The organism is Clavibacter michiganensis subsp. insidiosus (assembly GCF_002240565.1).
In the GTDB taxonomy this organism is placed as follows: domain Bacteria; phylum Actinomycetota; class Actinomycetes; order Actinomycetales; family Microbacteriaceae; genus Clavibacter; species Clavibacter insidiosus.
Map to the genome: position 1 here is coordinate 662,099 of NZ_MZMO01000001.1, position 19,147 is coordinate 681,245.

The window sequence follows — 19,147 nt, forward strand, 5'->3', positions numbered from 1 at the left end:
AGCCGCGGCCGGCCCGGGCCGCGCGGCCTGCGCGGCCTGCGCGGCCTGCGCGGCCAGCGCGGCCGCTGGACATCCAGCCCGGCCTGCCGCGCCCGGGCACCCGGTCGTGCGTCGGGGGCAGCGCCTAGGATCGATGCCGACATGAGTGCCGACCCCGCCGCCCTTCGCCCCTCCAGCACGCCGATCATCCTCGACGGCCGGTCGGGCGCCGACGGAGGGGCGGGAGCCCCGGCGGATCCGCTCCTCGAGGGCCTCAACCCGGAGCAGCGCGAGGCCGTCGTGTACCGGGGTCCCGCCCTGCTGATCGTGGCGGGCGCCGGATCCGGCAAGACGCGTGTGCTGACGCACCGCATCGCGAGCCTCATCGAGTCCCGGGAGGCGTGGCCGAGCCAGATCCTCGCCATCACCTTCACGAACAAGGCCGCCGCCGAGATGCGCGAGCGCGTCGAGTCGCTGCTCGGGCAGGCATCCGAGGGCATGTGGATCTCGACGTTCCACTCCGCGTGCGTGCGCATCCTCCGACGCGAGGCGGAGGCGTTCGGCTTCACGCAGAACTTCACCATCTACGACTCCGCGGACAGCCGCGTGCTCATCAAGCGGATCATCAAGCAGCTCGACGCGGACACGCTCGGCTTCACCGTCTCGTCGGTGTCCGGCCGCATCTCGAAGCTCAAGAACGAGCTGTCGGACGCGGACACGTTCGCGCGCACGGCCAACTTCAATGACCCGGCCGAGGCCATGTTCGTGGAGATCTTCCGGCAGTACACGCGCTCGCTCGCCTCCGCCAACGCGTTCGACTTCGACGACCTCATCGGGCAGACCGTCTACCTCTTCCGCGCGTTCCCCAAGGTCGCGGCGCTCTACCAGCGGCGCTTCCGGCACGTGCTGGTGGACGAGTACCAGGACACGAACCACGCGCAGTACTCGCTCATCCGCGAGCTCACCCGCGCCGTGGCCCCGGAGGACGTGCCCGTCGACACGCGCATGTCCACGAACGGCATGGGCGGGATCGACGGGGCGTCGCTCACCGTGGTGGGCGACAGCGACCAGTCCATCTACGCGTTCCGCGGGGCCGACATCCGCAACATCACCGAGTTCGAGCGCGACTTCCCGCAGTCGAAGGTCGTGCTCCTCGAGCAGAACTACCGGTCGACCCAGAACATCCTCACCGCCGCCAACGCCGTCATCTCGAACAACTTCGACCGCAAGGACAAGAAGCTGTGGACGTCCATCGGCGACGGCGACAAGATCATCGGCTTCACCGGGTACTCGGGCCACGACGAGGCGCAGTTCGTCGCCGACGAGATCCAGAAGCTCCACGAGGAGGGCACCGCCTACTCCGAGATCGCCGTCTTCTACCGCACCAACGCGCAGACGCGCGCGCTCGAGGAGATCCTCATCCGCTCGGCCGTCCCCTACCGGATCATGGGCGGCACGAAGTTCTACGAGCGGGCCGAGATCAAGGACGCCATGGCGTACCTAGTCGCCGTGGCGAACCCCGCGGACGTGCTGGCACTCCGGCGCATCCTCAACACCCCGAAGCGGGGCATCGGCCCCGCCACGGAGACGGCCCTGGCCAACTTCGCGGAGTCGCACGGCGTGACCTTCCGCGAGGCCATGCGCCGCGCGTCTGAGCTGGGTCTCGGGCCCAAGGTGACGCAGGCGATCCTCACGCTCTCGCGCATGCTCGACGAGGTGGCGCTGCTGCTGGGCCCCGACCGCCCGGAGGGGCGCACCTCCGTGGGCGACCTGGTGACCACGCTGCTCGAGAAGAGCGGCCTGGTGCAGGCGCTGCGGGCGAGCAAGGACGCGCAGGACGAAGCACGCGCCGAGAACGTCGAGGAGCTCGTCGCCGTGACGAAGGAGTTCTCGCGCAACAACCCCGAGGGCCAGCTGGTCGACTTCCTCACGGAGGTCTCGCTCGTCGCCGCGGCGGACGAGCTCGACGACTCGAGCGGCACCGTGTCCCTCATGACCCTCCACACGGCGAAGGGCCTCGAGTACGACTCGGTGTTCCTCACCGGCGTCGAGGAGGATCTGCTGCCGCACCGCATGTCGGCCAACGAGCCCGGCGGGCCGGCGGAGGAGCGCCGCCTGTTCTACGTCGGCATCACGCGCGCCCGCCGGCGCCTGTTCATCTCCCTGGCCATGACCCGGGCCCAGTTCGGCGAGGTGAACGTCGCGATGCCCAGCCGGTACCTGCAGGAGATCCCGGCGGAGCTCATCGACTGGAAGCAGTCGCCCGGGATGGCCACGTCGCGCGGTGGCACCCAACCCCGCGCTCTCAACGCCCGGCGCGAGGGGGGCGGGTACGGCGGTCGATCCCGGTCCTCGAGCGGCTTCGAGGATCCGGCCCTGCCGCCGCCCCCGCGCCCCAAGACCCAGTGGGCCAACACGGTCACCGGCCAGGTGCGCGACAACGGCGACCTCGAGCTCGCGTTCGGCGACCGCATCCGTCACACCGACTTCGGCGACGGCCGCGTCACGGGCGTCACGGGCGAGGGGCGCAAGCGCATCGCCGAGGTGCAGTTCGACGGACCGGCGGGCCGCAAGCGCCTGCTCATCAAGATCGCGCCCATCGAGAAGCTCTAGCGGCACCCCGTCGGCGGCCGGCGCGCCGGATGCCGACCCCCGCGGCGCCGAGCGCACCTGCCGCCGCCGCTGCGCATGCGAGCCGATGGGCGTCCAGCCGCTGCGTGCCACCGGATCCCGGCACGTCGATCCCCGGCGCACCGCCCGTCATCGCGAGCTGAGCGCGGGCGGGCGGTGCGGGGACCTCGGCGGCGGGGGAAGGACCGGCGTGGAACGTCTCGCCCGCGTGCGCCACGTGATCGGCGAACGGCGCGATGGCGGCCCCGTCGGCCTCCCCCGCGGGGCGGCCCGAGCTGTCGAGGACAGCGACGTACCAGCCGGGCGAGGTCACGCGCATGCAGGGCGTGGTCACGTCGCCGTCCCCGGTGAGGACGACCTGGGACGCGAGCCCGCCCGCGCCACCGTCCTCCCCGACGACCACGGGCTCCCCGTCGGCGGGCGCGGTCGCGAACGGCCCCACGATGCGGACGTGCACGGGGACGGGGCCGGCCCCGACGAACGACGTGGTGTGCAGCGTGTCCGTCTGGCATCCGCCCGTCGTGATCTCCGAGGATCCGATGGTCGTCGTGATCCGCGGCGGCTGCGGCACCTGCGTCGTCTCGGTGGCGGCGCCGAAGGTCGACCGCCAGGGCAGCACCCGCGCGCGCCCGTCCGCGGCGGCGGTGTCATCGGGCGAGATGGACTCGACCCAGGTGTAGAAGCCGCCGGCGGGGAGGCGGCAGGCGGGCGAGGCGTAGTCACCCGGCCCGCGGTCGATGCGCGTCACGACCTCGCACACCTGCGGGGCGCCGGCGGGAGCCTCGTCGCGCTCGGGCCCGACCTGCTCCGGGAACGGCCCGAGGAGCCTGCTCCGGACGGTGACCGGCACGGGTGCCAGGCTCCCGTCGCCCCGGCGGGTCAGCCCCCAGCCGTCGGACGTCGCCGGCCTCCCGTTGTCGGCGGGGGTCGCGGGATCGGCGGACACCCGGAGCGCGTCGGCGAGCTCGTCGCCGACCGACGCCACGGTGCGCGACGTCTGCGTGACGACGCGCGGGGCGAAGGGGAGCGGGCTCGGCGCCTGCGCGTCGGCGTGCGCCTCGGCCCGGGCGTCCGCGGGCCGGGCGAGGATCATCCGCTGCGAGGCACCGCCGTCGCCCACCGCGTCGAGGGCGTCGCCGTAGGGGAGCGAGGAGAAGGCGGCGCTCGCCGTGACGTGGAGCGTCGCGGAGGATCCCGTCGCCCGGAGCGGCACCGCGATGCCGTCCGCCAGCTGCGCGGTCGTGCTGCCGTCGTCGAACACGGCGCCGTCGAGCGTGACGGTCCCCGTCTGGGAGCCGGCCGGCACGTCCGACGGCCCGGTCGCGACGAGGTCGGCGCGCAGGTCGACGCGCACGGTCCCGCGTCCGTCGTCCCCGAGCGCCACGGTCGCGGCGGCGGTCACCGAGCGCGACGCGCCGGATCCCGCCTCGGCCAGCATGTCGCGCGCGCGGGACGCGACCGCCCCCGCGTGATCGCCGGCGCGGGCCGCGTACCAGGAGAGGTCGTGCGCGCCGAGGCCGGTGATGCTCCACGTCGCGAGCTGCCCCGCGGCCGCGGTGTCGGGATCCGCGGATCCCGCCCAGCGTCGCGATATGTAGGCGAGCCGCGCGCGGTCGTCGGGCGTCGCGCCCGCCTCGTCCACCGGGGAGTACGCGTGGCCGGGCGGCGCGGCGAGCCCGACGTCGATGCAGAAGCCGAGCCGGCCGTCGTCCATCCGGTACGAGCCCAACCAGCGGCCGTCCGACCCCGCCGCGTAGCCGACGCCGTGGGAGACCGCGCCCAGCGCCTGCGCGGGAGGGACGGCGCTCGCCGCGAACCCGAGCGCGAGGCCGACGCCCACGATCGCCGACACGAGCCGGGCGGTCCGCGGCTGCCGTGCCGGGCGGTCTCTCCGAGGGGAGGAAGAACGGATGGTCGAGGGGTTCCATGTCATGGCCGCACAGTGCGGCTCGAGGGCATCGGTCGCGTCGCCCGTGCGGAGGGCCGTGGACTGCTCCTGCGACCACGCGCCTGTGCAGGAGCGGCCCGGACGCGCCCTATCCGACGGCGCGGCGGCGGTACCTGCGCGTGATGACCGAGCGCGGCGCCTCTCGCGCGACGCGCGGCAGCACCCGGTAGACGGCGAGGACGGGCGCGAGGAGGCGGGCGCAGCGCCGCTCGAGCCGCGCGTCCCATCGCATCCCGAAGCCCGTCCGGATCCGCGGCGGCAGGAGCCCCGCCGTCACGAGCGCCACGAGGGGCATGACCGCGCGGACCGCGGGAGGAGCGCCCCGTCCGTCGAGCAGCGTCCCCGCGATCCGCCGCGCGTCCGCCGTCGGCTCGAGCGTCGCGATCCGCTCGTCCCAGTAGGCGCGGAACGCCCGGCGGTCCCCGGGCCACATCCCCTCCGGCACCTGCAGCGCCGTGCCGAGGACGGCGTACTGCCGGTGGATCCTGTCGGCCGCCTCGTCGGGCAGCGGGCCGAAGCAGAGCTCGAACATCGTGATGGCCGACTGGTACACCGTCGCCGCCACCCAGAGCTGCAGCTCCGGGTCGTAGGCGGAGTAGGCCGGCGCCGAGCCGTCCGCCGCTGCGTCCGTCGACCGGACCGGTGCATGCGCCCGCCCGACGATCCGCCGGGCGCGCGCGACCTCCTCGGGGGAGCCGAACACGACGGCGTAGACGTAGCCGAGCGTGCCCTCGAGCCGGTCGAGCGGCCGCGACGCGAAGTCGCTGTGCTCGGCCACGCCGCGGGCCACGGCCGGGTCCGCGACCTGGAGAAGGATCGCCCGCGCTCCCGCTGCCAGGAGGATGCCCTCGCCCGCGATGTCCCGGATGGATCCGCCAGGCCGACGCGCGGGATGCGTCCTCGACCTCATCCGCCCAGTCTCCCTCCCCAGGCCGCCCATCGCGCGCCGGCGCACGGTCCCGGCGCACCCGGACCGGTCCACCCGCGACCCGATAGGCTCTCCACGGTCGTCGACGCGGCGGTCCGGCCCACGCAGGTGGGCGGCGGACGCGTCGGCCAGCCGCAACACACCGGGTGCCGCCACCAGACGGTCGTGGCACCGCAGCCTCGAACGACGCACGTAACCGCCGAGCGCGGGTGCGGATGGGATGACACGCGTGGATCTTTTCGAATACCAGGCCAGGGACCTCTTCGAGTCCTACGGCGTCCCGGTCCTCCCGGGGATCGTCGCCGACACCGCCGAGGAGGTGCGCGCCGCGGCCGAGAAGCTGGGCGGCACCGTCGTCGTGAAGGCGCAGGTGAAGACCGGAGGCCGGGGCAAGGCCGGCGGCGTCAAGGTCGCCCAGAGCGCCGACGCGGCCCACGAGGCGGCGCAGTCCATCCTCGGGCTCGACATCAAGGGCCACACCGTGCACCGCGTGATGGTCGCGGCCGGAGCCCGCATCGCGCAGGAGTTCTACTTCTCGATCCTCCTCGACCGCGCCGAGCGCTCCTACCTGTGCCTCGCCAGCTACGAGGGCGGCATGGAGATCGAGGAGCTCGCGGTCACGCGCCCCGAGGCGCTCGCCCGCATCGAGATCGACCCGGTCGCCGGCATCGACGCCGCCAAGGCCGAGGAGATCGCCCGCGCCGCCTCGTTCCCCGAGGAGCTCATCGCCAAGGTCGCGCCCGTCTTCGAGCGCCTCTGGTGGGTCTACCGCGACGAGGACGCGACGCTCGTCGAGGTCAACCCGCTCGTCCTCACGGAGTCGGGCGACATCATCGCCCTCGACGGCAAGGTCACGCTCGACGAGAACGCCGGCTTCCGCCACGAGGGCCACGCCGCCCTCGAGGACGCGGCCGCCGCCGACCCGCTCGAGGCCAAGGCCAAGGAGTCCGACCTCAACTACGTCAAGCTCGACGGCCAGGTCGGCATCATCGGCAACGGCGCGGGCCTCGTCATGTCCACGCTCGACGTCGTCAGCTACGCCGGCGAGCAGCACGGCGGCGTGCGCCCGGCCAACTTCCTCGACATCGGCGGCGGAGCGTCGGCCGAGGTCATGGCCGCCGGCCTCGACGTCATCCTCGGCGACGAGCAGGTCACGAGCGTCTTCGTCAACGTCTTCGGCGGCATCACGTCGTGCGACGCGGTCGCGAACGGCATCGTCGGCGCGCTCGACAAGCTCGGCGACGCCGCCACCAAGCCCCTCGTCGTCCGCCTCGACGGCAACAACGTCGAGGAGGGTCGCCGCATCCTCGAGGAGCGCGCCCACCCCCTCGTCACCGTCGTCGGCACCATGGACGAGGCGGCCGACAAGGCCGCCGAGCTGGCCGCCGCGTAACTCCCGAGAGAGAACAGGAACACGAACATGTCGATTCTTCTCGACGAGAACAGCAGGATCATCGTCCAGGGCCTCACGGGCTCCGAGGGCACCAAGCACGCGGGCCGCATGCTCGCGTCCGGCAGCAAGGTCGTCGGCGGCGTCAACCCGCGCAAGGCGGGCAGCACGGTCACCATCGAGGGGGTCGAGCTCCCGATCTTCGGCTCGGTCGCCGAGGCCATGGCGGAGACGGGCGCCGACGTGTCGGTCATCTTCGTCCCGCCGGCCTTCGCCAAGAGCGCCGTGGTGGAGGCGATCGACGCCGCCATCCCGCTCGCGGTCGTCATCACCGAGGGCATCCCCGTCAAGGACTCCGCGGAGTTCTGGTCGCACGCCAAGAGCACGGGCGGGAAGACGCGCATCGTCGGCCCGAACTGCCCCGGCATCATCAGCCCCGGCAAGTCGAACGCCGGCATCATCCCCGCCACCATCACCGAGGTCGGCCCCATCGGCCTCGTGTCGAAGTCGGGCACGCTCACGTACCAGATGATGTTCGAGCTGCGCGACCTCGGCATCTCGACCGCCATCGGCATCGGCGGCGACCCGATCATCGGCACGACGCACATCGACGCCCTCGAGGCGTTCGAGGCCGACCCGGAGACGCGCGCCATCGTCATGATCGGCGAGATCGGCGGCGACGCCGAGGAGCGCGCGGCAGAGTACATCAAGGCGCACGTCACCAAGCCGGTCGTCGCGTACGTCGCGGGCTTCACCGCTCCCGAGGGCAAGACCATGGGCCACGCCGGCGCCATCGTCTCCGGCGGCAGCGGCACGGCGCAGGGCAAGAAGGAGGCCCTCGAGGCCTCCGGCGTCAAGGTCGGCAAGACGCCGACCGAGACGGCCAACCTCCTCCGCGAGGTCTTCGCCGCCCTGTAGCGCCGGCGCGCTCGCGAGCGCACCACGACGGCCCGCATCCCCGGTGGATGCGGGCCGTCGTCGTGCCCGGGTCCTCCACCCGCGGATCGGCCCGCCGATGCTCCGGCGCGCCCGTCGCCGGACGGGTCGCGCATGGCCCGGCCGGTAGGGTCGTCGAGGCATGAACCGACACGCAACCGCCCTGTTCGCGGCACTCGAGGCGCTCCTGGTGGTGGGGGTCGGCGTCGCCCTGCCCCTCGTGCCGCTCACGGCGCTGTGGGCCGGCCAGTACGACCTGCAGATCGACTGGGGCGTCTTCGCGCGCACCGCGGTGGACCTGTGGCTCCTCGGGCACGGCGTGCCGCTCACGGCGTCGCTGGATCCGTCGCTCGCCTCCTCCCTGGGCCTCCCGGGCGTCGACGCGCCGTTCGCGCTGACGCTCGCGCCCCTGGGCTTCGCGCTCCTCACGCTCCTCCTCGGCATCCGCGCCGGCCGCCGCATCGTCGAGACCGACCACCCCGGCGTCGGAGCCGTCTCCGCGGTGGCCACCACCGCCGTGCTGTCCCTCGGCCTCGCGCTCGCGGCGCAGCACGAGGGCGTCTCCCCGGCCGTCGGGCGCGGGGCGATCCTGCCGACGCTGGTCCTCGCGCTCGGCCTCCTCGTCGGCGGGATCGCGCGCGCCGATCGGGCGAGGGCCCGTCGGTGGTGGGGGTCCCTGTCGTCCGGCCGCGCGGCCGGCGCCATCCGGAGCGCCCGCGACGCGTTCGACCGCCTGCCGGACGGCGCGACATCCGTCGCCGCCACGGCCGTCCGCGGGGGAGCGGCCGCGGCGTTCGGGGTCGTGGCGATCTCCGCCGTGGTCGTCGCGGTGCTGCTGGGCCTCCAGTACGCGACCGTCATCACCCTCTACGAGACGCTGCAGACGGGGATCGTCGGCGGCGTCGCCCTCACGCTGGCGCAGATCGCGCTCCTGCCGAACCTCGTGATGTGGGCGGCGTCGTGGCTCATCGGCCCCGGCTTCGCCCTGGGCACCGGGTCGTCCATCTCGCCGCTCGGCACGACCGTCGGCCCGATCCCGTCCGTGCCGGTCCTGGGGGTCCTGCCGCAGGGGGCCTTCGACCTGGGTTACCTCGGCATCCTCGTCCCGGTCGTCGTGTCCTTCGTGGCCGCGGTCGCGCTGTCACCGCGGGTCGCGCGGATCCCCGAGCCCGAGGCGCGGCGCTGGCCGTGGTTCCTCGTAGCGGGACTCGGCATGGGCCTCGTCGGCGCCGTGGTGCTCGCCCTGCTCGCGGTCCTCTCCGGCGGTGCCGCCGGACCGGGGCGGCTGGCCGACGTGGGCCCGGCGGCCGGGTGGATCCTCCTCGTCGCGTTCCTCGAGGTCGGCGTCGCGTCCGTGGCGGGCATGTTCGTCTCCGGCCTGATGGCCCCCCTCGTCCGGCGCAGCCCCGAGGGACGCGGATAGGCTGTGCGCGTGCTCAACCTGGTCGTCCTCATCTCCGGCAGCGGGACCAACCTCCACGCCCTCCTCGAGGCGGCCGACCACGCGGACTACCCGGCTCGGGTGATCGCGGTCGGAGCCGATCGCGACGCCGACGGCCTCCTCTTCGCCGAGGAGCGCGGCATCCCGACCTTCACGGTCCCGTTCGCGAGCTTCCCCGACCGCGCGGCATGGGGCGACGAGCTCGCGGCCGCCATCGCGGGCTGGGAGCCCGACCTCGTCATCCTCAGCGGCTTCATGCGGCTCCTCCCGCCCCGCGCCGTCGCGGCGTTCGCGCCTCGCATCGTCAACACGCACCCGGCGTACCTGCCGGAGTTCCCCGGGGCCCACGCCGTCCGGGACGCCATCGTCGCCGGGGCCACGAGCTCCGGAGCGTCCATCATCGTCGTCGACACCGGGGTCGACACGGGGCCGGTGCTCGCGCAGGAGCGCGTGCCGGTGGAACCGGACGACACCGAGCACACCCTGCACGAGCGCATCAAGGTCGTGGAGCGCAGGCTCCTCGTCGACACGGTGCGCGCGATCTCCCTCGGTACCATCGACCTCAAGGAGCTGTCCCCGGCATGAGCGGACCCCGTCACGACCCGTCCCTGTTCCGCGATCGAGACGGCATCGGGGTGGCTCGCGCCCTCGTCTCCGTCAGCGACAAGACCGGGCTGCTCGAGCTAGCTCAGGTGCTCGCGGAGGCCGGGGTCGAGATCGTCTCCACCGGATCCACTGCCAGCACCATCGCCGAGGCGGGCCTCCCCGTCACGCAGGTGCAGGACGTGACGGGCTTCCCGGAGTCGCTCGACGGCCGCGTCAAGACGCTGCACCCCGCGGTGCACGCGGGCCTCCTCGCCGACCTCCGGCTCGAGTCGCACGAGGTGCAGCTGGCGGAGCTCGGCATCTCGCCGTTCCAGCTGGTGGTCGTGAACCTCTACCCGTTCGTCGAGACGGTCGCGTCGGGCGCCCCCGCGTCGGACGTGATCGAGCAGATCGACATCGGCGGCCCCGCCATGGTGCGCGCGTCCGCCAAGAACCACGCCAACGTGGCGATCGTCGTGTCCCCGTCCAGCTACGACGAGGTGATCCAGGCCGTGCGCGCCGGGGGGACCACCCTCGAGCAGCGGCGTCGCCTGGCGGCCGCGGCCTTCGCGCACACGGCCGACTACGACCGCGCGGTCGCGGACTACTTCCGGTCGACGGTCGTCGGCCCCGATGCGTCGGGGGAGGCCGGCACCGGATGGCCCGCGAGCTGGGACGTCGGGGGCGAGCTCGCCCAGGTGCTCCGGTACGGCGAGAACTCCCACCAGGACGCGGCCCTCTACCGGCGGCCGGACGGGGCCGGCATCGCCCAGGCGGTGCAGCTGCACGGCAAGGAGATGTCCTACAACAACTTCGTCGACGCGGACGCCGCCGTCCGTGCCGCCTACGACTTCGCGGAGCCGGCGGTCGCCATCATCAAGCACGCGAACCCGTGCGGCATCGCCGTCGCCGCGCCCCGTGCGGTGGACGCGATCGCCGCCGCGCACCGCAGCGCGCACGACTGCGATCCCGTCTCGGCGTTCGGGGGAGTGATCGCGGCCAACCGCACCGTCACGCTGGGCATGGCGGAGACGGTGAAGGAGATATTCACCGAGGTCCTCGTCGCGCCGGGGTTCGACGAGGACGCGCTCACGCTGCTGAAGACGAAGAAGAACCTGCGCCTGCTCACGCTCCCGGAGGGGTACCACCGCGAGGACCTCGAAGCCCGGCAGATCTCGGGCGGCTACCTCGTGCAGTCCGGGGACGTGTTCCCCGGGGACGGAACGCGCCTGTCGGCGTCGTGGACCCTCGCCACCGGGGACGCCGTGGACGAGCAGACGCTCGCGGACCTGGAGTTCGCGTGGAAGGCCTGCCGCGCGGTGAAGTCGAACGCGATCCTGCTCGCCCACCACGGTGCCTCCGTCGGGGTCGGCATGGGCCAGGTCAACCGGGTGGACTCCTGCCAGCTCGCCGTGCAGCGCGCGGGCGATCGGGCGTCCGGATCGGTGGCCGCGTCCGATGCGTTCTTCCCGTTCGCCGACGGACTGCAGGTCCTGCTCGACGCCGGCGTCCGCGCGGTGGTCCAGCCCGGGGGATCGGTGCGCGACGAGGAGGTCGTCGAGGCCGCCCGCGCCGCCGGCGTCGCCATGTACTTCACGGGGGAGCGCCACTTCTTCCACTGATGCCCGCGGCGGCGGTCCCACGGGGCCGCCGCCGCGCCGGCCGCGGGAGGCTGTCGCGACACGCCCGGGATGCGGGTTGTTTTGCGGGGGGTGGGGTGGTCCGCGTAATGTCTTCTCTTGTCGCCGGAACGGGCGGGAAGCTGAAAGGCTTCCGGAGCTGTTCTGGCGGGTGATGATCCTGGTGAAACAGAAGTTGCCGCGGCCTTGAGGGTTGCGTGTTTACCATCAACTGAGCTAGGGTCTGATTCTGCTTTCGACGTGAGTGCTGGGCCTTGTGGTCTGGATCACTCCCACGGGGAGCGGTGGAGTGTGAGCTCCGATGGTTGGCTGTGATGGTCGGTGTCGGGAGCGTCCGTTCCTTGAGAACTCAACAGCGTGCACAATGTCAAATGCCAAATACCCGTTGCGGGTGTCCTTCGGATGCTCGTTTCGGATTCCTTTGGAATACAATTTAAACAAACAAGCAAGTCAGTAATGATTTGTTCTGTCGGTTTCAAACTTGCTGGTTCGTGTTCGATTCCCGTTCACGTCTGGCTTTAGATGTGCCGACTGCTTTCGGGTGGTCGTGCGTTTAAGCATTTATGGAGAGTTTGATCCTGGCTCAGGACGAACGCTGGCGGCGTGCTTAACACATGCAAGTCGAACGGTGATGTCAGAGCTTGCTCTGGCGGATCAGTGGCGAACGGGTGAGTAACACGTGAGTAACCTGCCCCCGACTCTGGGATAACTGCTAGAAATGGTAGCTAATACCGGATATGATGATTGGCCGCATGGTCTGGTCGTGGAAAGAATTTCGGTTGGGGATGGACTCGCGGCCTATCAGGTTGTTGGTGAGGTAATGGCTCACCAAGCCTACGACGGGTAGCCGGCCTGAGAGGGTGACCGGCCACACTGGGACTGAGACACGGCCCAGACTCCTACGGGAGGCAGCAGTGGGGAATATTGCACAATGGGCGCAAGCCTGATGCAGCAACGCCGCGTGAGGGATGACGGCCTTCGGGTTGTAAACCTCTTTTAGTAGGGAAGAAGCGAAAGTGACGGTACCTGCAGAAAAAGCACCGGCTAACTACGTGCCAGCAGCCGCGGTAATACGTAGGGTGCAAGCGTTGTCCGGAATTATTGGGCGTAAAGAGCTCGTAGGCGGTTTGTCGCGTCTGCTGTGAAATCCCGAGGCTCAACCTCGGGTCTGCAGTGGGTACGGGCAGACTAGAGTGCGGTAGGGGAGATTGGAATTCCTGGTGTAGCGGTGGAATGCGCAGATATCAGGAGGAACACCGATGGCGAAGGCAGATCTCTGGGCCGTAACTGACGCTGAGGAGCGAAAGCATGGGGAGCGAACAGGATTAGATACCCTGGTAGTCCATGCCGTAAACGTTGGGAACTAGATGTGGGGACCATTCCACGGTCTCCGTGTCGCAGCTAACGCATTAAGTTCCCCGCCTGGGGAGTACGGCCGCAAGGCTAAAACTCAAAGGAATTGACGGGGGCCCGCACAAGCGGCGGAGCATGCGGATTAATTCGATGCAACGCGAAGAACCTTACCAAGGCTTGACATATACCGGAAACATGCAGAGATGTGTGCCCCGCAAGGTCGGTATACAGGTGGTGCATGGTTGTCGTCAGCTCGTGTCGTGAGATGTTGGGTTAAGTCCCGCAACGAGCGCAACCCTCGTTCTATGTTGCCAGCACGTAATGGTGGGAACTCATAGGAGACTGCCGGGGTCAACTCGGAGGAAGGTGGGGATGACGTCAAATCATCATGCCCCTTATGTCTTGGGCTTCACGCATGCTACAATGGCCGGTACAAAGGGCTGCGATACCGTAAGGTGGAGCGAATCCCAAAAAGCCGGTCTCAGTTCGGATTGAGGTCTGCAACTCGACCTCATGAAGTCGGAGTCGCTAGTAATCGCAGATCAGCAACGCTGCGGTGAATACGTTCCCGGGCCTTGTACACACCGCCCGTCAAGTCATGAAAGTCGGTAACACCCGAAGCCAGTGGCCTAACCGCAAGGGAGGAGCTGTCGAAGGTGGGATCGGTGATTAGGACTAAGTCGTAACAAGGTAGCCGTACCGGAAGGTGCGGCTGGATCACCTCCTTTCTAAGGAGCATGTGCACCTCTCCTCTGTATACAGGGAGATCACGGGTGCCAAGTCACGCGTCAGGCGTATGTCCTGGTGGTGGCGCTCATGGGTGGAACATTGATATTGATGCCGGCTGATGTGTCGGGCTGCTAGTACGCCTCCTTGTGGGGTGGGAACGTGGTCTGGTGTGTCGAGGGCATGTTGCACGCTGTTGGGTCCTGAGGGACCGGGCCGCATCTTTCGGGGTGTGTCTGGTTTCTTGTCGGGCCCTTTCCGTCGTCCCGGAGTGGATGGTGGTGGGGTACCGCCCGTATATTGAGAACTACACAGTGGACGCGAGCATCTTAGATTCACCGGGTTTCCGGTGGATCACAAAGATCTATTTATAGATCATTGGTCAATTCTGTCTCCTCTAGGGGAGGCGAAACGAATCAATCTCATGTGATTTCAAGATTCTAAGAGCAAACGGTGGATGCCTTGGCATCTGGAGCCGAAGAAGGACGTATAAATCTGCGATAAGCCTCGGGGAGCTGATAATAGAGCTGTGATCCGAGGATCTCCGAATGGGGAAACCCCGCCAGGCCCTTTGGGTGACCTGGTGACTCCCGCCTGAATATATAGGGCGGGTTGAGGGAACGTGGGGAAGTGAAACATCTCAGTACCCACAGGAAGAGAAAGCAAAAGCGATTCCGTTAGTAGTGGCGAGCGAAACCGGAAGAGGCCAAACCGATCATGTGTGATATCCGGTAGGAGTTGCATGGTCGGGGTTGCGGGACTTTCCGTACAGTTCTACCGAGCTGTGAGGGCAATGAGCGCGATATAGACGAATGGTCTTGAAAGGCCAGTCATAGAGGGTGCGAACCCCGTAGTCGAAATGTCGTCGCCTGTCCGGAGAGTATCCCAAGTAGCACGGGGCCCGAGAAATCCCGTGTGAATCTGTCAGGACCACCTGATAAGCCTAAATACTCCCAGATGACCGATAGCGGACAAGTACCGTGAGGGAAAGGTGAAAAGTACCCCGGGAGGGGAGTGAAATAGTACCTGAAACCGTTTGCTTACAAACCGTTGGAGCGCCCTTGTTGGTGTGACAGCGTGCCTTTTGAAGAATGAGCCTGCGAGTTAGTGATATGTGGCGAGGTTAACCCGTGAGGGGCAGCCGTAGCGAAAGCGAGTCTTAATAGGGCGTATGAGTTGCATGTTCTAGACCCGAAGCGAAGTGATCTATCCATGGCCAGGTTGAAGCGACGGTAAGACGTCGTGGAGGACCGAACCCACTTCAGTTGAAAATGGAGGGGATGAGCTGTGGATAGGGGTGAAAGGCCAATCAAACTTCGTGATAGCTGGTTCTCTCCGAAATGCATTTAGGTGCAGCGTTGCGTGTTTCTTGCCGGAGGTAGAGCTACTGGATGGACGATGGGCCCCAAAAGGTTACTGACTTCAGCCAAACTCCGAATGCCGGTAAGTGAGAGCGCAGCAGTGAGACGGTGGGGGATAAGCTTCATCGTCGAGAGGGAAACAACCCAGACCACCATCTAAGGTCCCTAAGCGCGTGCTAAGTGGGAAAGGATGTGGAGTTGCATAGACAACCAGGAGGTTGGCTTAGAAGCAGCCACCCTTGAAAGAGTGCGTAATAGCTCACTGGTCAAGTGATTCCGCGCCGACAATGTAACGGGGCTCAAGCACGCCACCGAAGTTGTGGCATTTATATTATAGGCAGGCCTTCGTGGTCCAGCCGTATGGATGGGTAGGAGAGCGTCGTGTGGCCAGCGAAGCGGCGGTGTGAACCAGCCGTGGAGGCCACACGAGTGAGAATGCAGGCATGAGTAGCGAAAGACGGGTGAGAAACCCGTCCTCCGAAAGACCAAGGGTTCCAGGGCCAGGCTAATCCGCCCTGGGTAAGTCGGGACCTAAGGCGAGGCCGACAGGCGTAGTCGATGGACAACGGGTTGATATTCCCGTACCGATGAAGAACCGCCCAAGACAATCCAGTAATGCTAAGTGTCTGAATCCTTGATTCGATCCCTTCGGGGTGACGGTCTTGGCCTAGCACACGACCCTACGCTGGGGCGTTTAGCGTATTAACAGGTGTGACGCAGGAAGGTAGCTGAGCCGGGTGATGGTTGTCCCGGTCTAAGGATGTAGGGCAGAAGATAGGCAAATCCGTCTTCTATTAAGCCTGAGACCCGATGGGTAGTCCTCACGGACGAAATCAGTGATCCTATGCTGCCGAGAAAAGCATCGACGCGAGGTTCCAATCGCCCGTACCCCAAACCGACTCAGGTGGTCAGGTAGAGAATACTAAGGAGATCGAGAGAATCGTGGTTAAGGAACTCGGCAAAATGCCCCCGTAACTTCGGGAGAAGGGGGGCCTGAGGCGTGTAGGGATTTACTCCTGAAGCGTTTGAAGGCCGCAGAGACCAGTGGGAAGCGACTGTTTACTAAAAACACAGGTCCGTGCTAAGTCGCAAGACGATGTATACGGACTGACGCCTGCCCGGTGCTGGAAGGTTAAGAGGAACGGTTAGCACGCAAGTGCGAAGCTGAGAATTTAAGCCCCAGTAAACGGCGGTGGTAACTATAACCATCCTAAGGTAGCGAAATTCCTTGTCGGGTAAGTTCCGACCTGCACGAATGGCGTAACGACTTCCCAGCTGTCTCAACCGCGAACTCGGCGAAATTGCACTACGAGTAAAGATGCTCGTTACGCGCAGCAGGACGGAAAGACCCCGTGACCTTTACTACAGCTTGGTATTGGTGTTCGGTGTGGCTTGTGTAGGATAGGTGGGAGACCGTGAAGCTCGGACGCTAGTTCGGGTGGAGTCATTGTTGAAATACCACTCTGGTCACTCTGGATATCTAACTTCGAACCGTAATCCGGTTCAGGGACAGTGCCTGGTGGGTAGTTTAACTGGGGCGGTTGCCTCCTAAAGAGTAACGGAGGCGCCCAAAGGTTCCCTCAACCTGGTTGGTAATCAGGTGTCGAGTGTAAGTGCACAAGGGAGCTTGACTGTGAGACTGACAAGTCGAGCAGGGACGAAAGTCGGGACTAGTGATCCGGCAGTGGCTTGTGGAAGCGCTGTCGCTCAACGGATAAAAGGTACCTCGGGGATAACAGGCTGATCTTGCCCAAGAGTCCATATCGACGGCATGGTTTGGCACCTCGATGTCGGCTCGTCGCATCCTGGGGCTGGAGTAGGTCCCAAGGGTTGGGCTGTTCGCCCATTAAAGCGGTACGCGAGCTGGGTTTAGAACGTCGTGAGACAGTTCGGTCCCTATCCGCTGCGCGCGTAGGAAATTTGAGAAGATCTATCCCTAGTACGAGAGGACCGGGATGGACGAACCTCTGGTGTGTCAGTTGTTCCGCCAGGAGCACCGCTGATTAGCTACGTTCGGAACGGATAACCGCTGAAAGCATCTAAGTGGGAAGCCGGCTTCGAGATGAGATTTCCATCCCTTTCAGGGTGAAGGCTCCCGGCTAGACTACCGGGTTGATAGGCAGGATGTGGAAGCGAGGACTAAAGACTCGTGGAGCTGACCTGTACTAATAAGCCGATATCTTGAAAACACTTTGCTTGCGTCCACTATGTGGTTCCCGATATACGGTCGGGTATCAATTGAACAACCAGCTTGACTGGTCGATTCATCACAGATTTCATGCTCTTCGGGGTGTGTGTGAGGTGTTTCGGCGGCCATAGCGAGAGGGAAACGCCCGGTTACATTCCGAACCCGGAAGCTAAGACTCTCAGCGCCGATGGTACTGCAGGGGGGACCCTGTGGGAGAGTAGGACACCGCCGGACTTAACTTGAGAATGATCGGGGAGGCCCGTCGCACATCGTGCGGCGGGCCTTGCCGCGTTAACGGGCAGTGCGAGCGGAGGCGGGCGGTCCGACGACGGCCCCGCCCCGCGCGCTGGCTGCATGGACGTGCATTTCCGGCCGTCCGTCGGTCTGGTGCCTGTCAGCCCCCTCACATGGCGGTCATAACAGGTGCCGTTATCGTCGTCGTTCGTGACCGAATCCCGCGAGAACGACCGCACGCCCGGCCAGCCCCGAGACCCCGCGGCGGGGGACGCATCCCGTGCACCCGCGATCACCCGGAAGACAGACCCGAGATCCGCGCGGGCGAGCGCCGGCGTCCCGCTTGGCAGGGCGTTGTCCGCGGCCCTCGTCTCCGCGGGCGTCTCCGCGATCCTCGGTCTCCTCTTCAGCGTCCTGACGCTCTTCAGCGCCAACCAGCCGGGTGCCGCGGTCCTGGTGACCCTGCTCGACTACTGGACCGTCCACACGCTCGTGGCATTCGTGCTCCTCGCCGCCCTCGCGGGCATCGGGATGCATCGCCGGCTGTGGACGTCGATCCTCGGCTCCGTGATCGCTGCGGTCGTCGGCGCGCTGATCGGCAGCCTCGTCGGTGCCATGGGCCAGGGCGCCACCATCACCGGTGACATCGTCGGCCCGCTGCTGGAGACGCTCCTCGGCCTCAACCTCATGTTCGTGCTCGGGGTCTCGCTCGCGTCGGTCCTCCTGGGTCGACGTCTGTGGATCCGGCTCGGGGGATCGGGGGGCGACGCGGTCGCCCGGGAGCGCGTCGCGCTCGTGCGCATCCCCTCCTCCCGGCTCGCCGAGGGCGAGCTGACGCACCTGGACCGCCGTCCTGTCGACTCCGAGCTCGCCGACCAGCAGTGGGAGCGCTACGTGCTCGCGCTCGAGGAGAGCGGGTGGTCCACCCGCGAGGTGCCGCCGGCCGACGACCACCCCGACTCGGTCTTCGTGGAGGACGCGGTCCTGGTCCTCGGCACCACGGCCGTGCTCCTCACCTCCGGTGCGGACTCCCGCCGCGGCGAGCGCGCCGGCGTGGAGCGCGCGCTCGAGGACATGGACCTCGAGGTGACGTCGATCGACCTGCCCGCGACCATCGACGGCGGGGACGTGCTCGAGGTCGGGCGCACGCTCTACGTCGGGGCGAGCAGCCGGACCAACGCTGCGGGGATCCAGCGCCTGCGCGAGATCGCCGTGCCGCTCGGATACGCCGTGGTGGGCGTCCCGGTCACGAGGACCCTCCACCTCAAGTCGCAGGTCACCGCGCTCCCGGACGGCACGGTCATCGGGTACGAGCCGCTGGTCGACGAGACGCGTCTGTTCCCGTCCTTCCTCCCCGTGCCCGAGGCGGAGGGGACGGCCGTCGTCGTGCTCGACGACCACAGTCTGCTCCTCTCGGCCGCGGCACCCCGCACGGCCGACCTGCTCCGCACCCTGGGCTACGAGGTCGTCTCCGTCGACATCAGCGAGTTCGAGAAGCTCGAGGGCTGCGTCACCTGCCTGTCGGTGCGCATCGGCTGACCGCGATGGCCCGTGCGGTCGCGTAGCCCGACGTCCGCGTCGCACGACCTGAGCCCGGCCCGCATCCTCGGATGCGGGCCGGGCTCTTGTGCATGCGTCGCGTCGTCCATATCCTGGAAGGCTGCCTGGAGCGGCCACTCACGTGGTCCGCCGGTGCGGCCCACACGTGAATCGCATACGCAGCCAGGGAGGGTGTCATGACCACGACATCGACGACAGACGCACGCACGACCTCGAGCCTGATGGGCGCGGCGGCCGCTGCCGTGGC

The 19,147-nt window shown here is 67.6% G+C and carries 9 protein-coding genes and 3 rRNA genes; 10 read left to right on the plus strand and 2 right to left on the minus strand.

Features of this window, described 5'->3' with window-relative positions; all coding sequences use genetic code 11:
• Nucleotides 1-141: 141 nt before the first annotated feature.
• Nucleotides 142-2,592 (plus strand): ATP-dependent helicase, encoded by a 2,451-nt coding sequence (locus B5P21_RS03545; RefSeq protein ID WP_045529554.1) that lies wholly within the window; start codon nt 142-144, stop codon nt 2,590-2,592.
• On the opposite strand, the gene B5P21_RS03550 is transcribed toward B5P21_RS03545, so the two are convergent.
• Entirely contained in the window at nt 2,564-4,462 is a 1,899-nt protein-coding gene (locus B5P21_RS03550) for a hypothetical protein (protein WP_246865241.1), read from the minus strand. The two genes, B5P21_RS03545 and B5P21_RS03550, sit on opposite strands and share 29 nt — an antisense overlap.
• 184 nt (nt 4,463-4,646) lie before the next feature.
• Nucleotides 4,647-5,468 carry an oxygenase MpaB family protein gene (locus B5P21_RS03555; protein ID WP_045529552.1) on the minus strand — a complete coding sequence of 274 codons (822 nt, stop codon included), beginning with the start codon at nt 5,466-5,468 and terminating at the stop codon, nt 4,647-4,649.
• Nucleotides 5,469-5,715: 247 nt separating this feature from the next.
• Between B5P21_RS03555 and sucC the strand changes: the two genes are divergently transcribed.
• From sucC to ddaH, 9 genes are all read left to right on the plus strand, one after another.
• Nucleotides 5,716-6,879 (plus strand): ADP-forming succinate--CoA ligase subunit beta, encoded by a 1,164-nt coding sequence (gene sucC / locus B5P21_RS03560; RefSeq protein WP_045530563.1) that lies wholly within the window; start codon nt 5,716-5,718, stop codon nt 6,877-6,879.
• Between the two features lie 27 nt (nt 6,880-6,906).
• Nucleotides 6,907-7,794 carry a succinate--CoA ligase subunit alpha gene (gene sucD / locus B5P21_RS03565; RefSeq protein WP_045529550.1) on the plus strand — a complete coding sequence of 296 codons (888 nt, stop codon included), beginning with the start codon at nt 6,907-6,909 and terminating at the stop codon, nt 7,792-7,794.
• 160 nt (nt 7,795-7,954) lie between these two features.
• On the plus strand, nt 7,955-9,235 hold the full coding sequence (locus tag B5P21_RS03570) for a cell division protein PerM (RefSeq protein WP_045529548.1): 1,281 nt from the start codon (nt 7,955-7,957) through the stop codon (nt 9,233-9,235).
• 9 nt (nt 9,236-9,244) lie between these two features.
• Nucleotides 9,245-9,838, plus strand: coding sequence for a phosphoribosylglycinamide formyltransferase (gene purN / locus B5P21_RS03575; protein ID WP_045530561.1), 594 nt, complete (start codon nt 9,245-9,247; stop codon nt 9,836-9,838).
• A complete protein-coding gene (gene purH / locus B5P21_RS03580; protein WP_045529546.1) occupies nt 9,835-11,460 on the plus strand; it encodes a bifunctional phosphoribosylaminoimidazolecarboxamide formyltransferase/IMP cyclohydrolase in 1,626 nt (541 codons plus the stop codon). Before purN ends, purH begins: the two co-directional genes overlap by 4 nt.
• A gap of 578 nt (nt 11,461-12,038) precedes the next feature.
• Nucleotides 12,039-13,559 (plus strand): 16S ribosomal RNA (locus tag B5P21_RS03585).
• 428 nt (nt 13,560-13,987) lie between these two features.
• Nucleotides 13,988-17,107 (plus strand): 23S ribosomal RNA (locus tag B5P21_RS03590).
• 116 nt (nt 17,108-17,223) lie between these two features.
• A 5S ribosomal RNA gene (gene rrf, locus B5P21_RS03595) occupies nt 17,224-17,340 on the plus strand.
• Together the 16S, 23S and 5S rRNA genes form the textbook arrangement of a ribosomal RNA operon.
• A gap of 354 nt (nt 17,341-17,694) precedes the next feature.
• Complete coding sequence (gene ddaH / locus B5P21_RS03600) at nt 17,695-18,879, plus strand: dimethylargininase (protein WP_080939337.1); 1,185 nt, start codon at nt 17,695-17,697, stop codon at nt 18,877-18,879.
• The last annotated feature ends 268 nt before the right edge of the window (nt 18,880-19,147 follow it).

Bases quoted from the DNA above. Each gene is read 5' to 3' on its own strand.
- B5P21_RS03545 (WP_045529554.1), top strand. From the start codon at position 142: ATGAGTGCCGACCCCGCCGCCCTTCGCCCCTCCAGCACGCCGATCATC.
- B5P21_RS03555 (WP_045529552.1), bottom strand. From the start codon at position 5,468: ATGAGGTCGAGGACGCATCCCGCGCGTCGGCCTGGCGGATCCATCCGG.
- sucD (WP_045529550.1), top strand. From the start codon at position 6,907: ATGTCGATTCTTCTCGACGAGAACAGCAGGATCATCGTCCAGGGCCTC.
- B5P21_RS03570 (WP_045529548.1), top strand. From the start codon at position 7,955: ATGAACCGACACGCAACCGCCCTGTTCGCGGCACTCGAGGCGCTCCTG.
- purH (WP_045529546.1), top strand. From the start codon at position 9,835: ATGAGCGGACCCCGTCACGACCCGTCCCTGTTCCGCGATCGAGACGGC.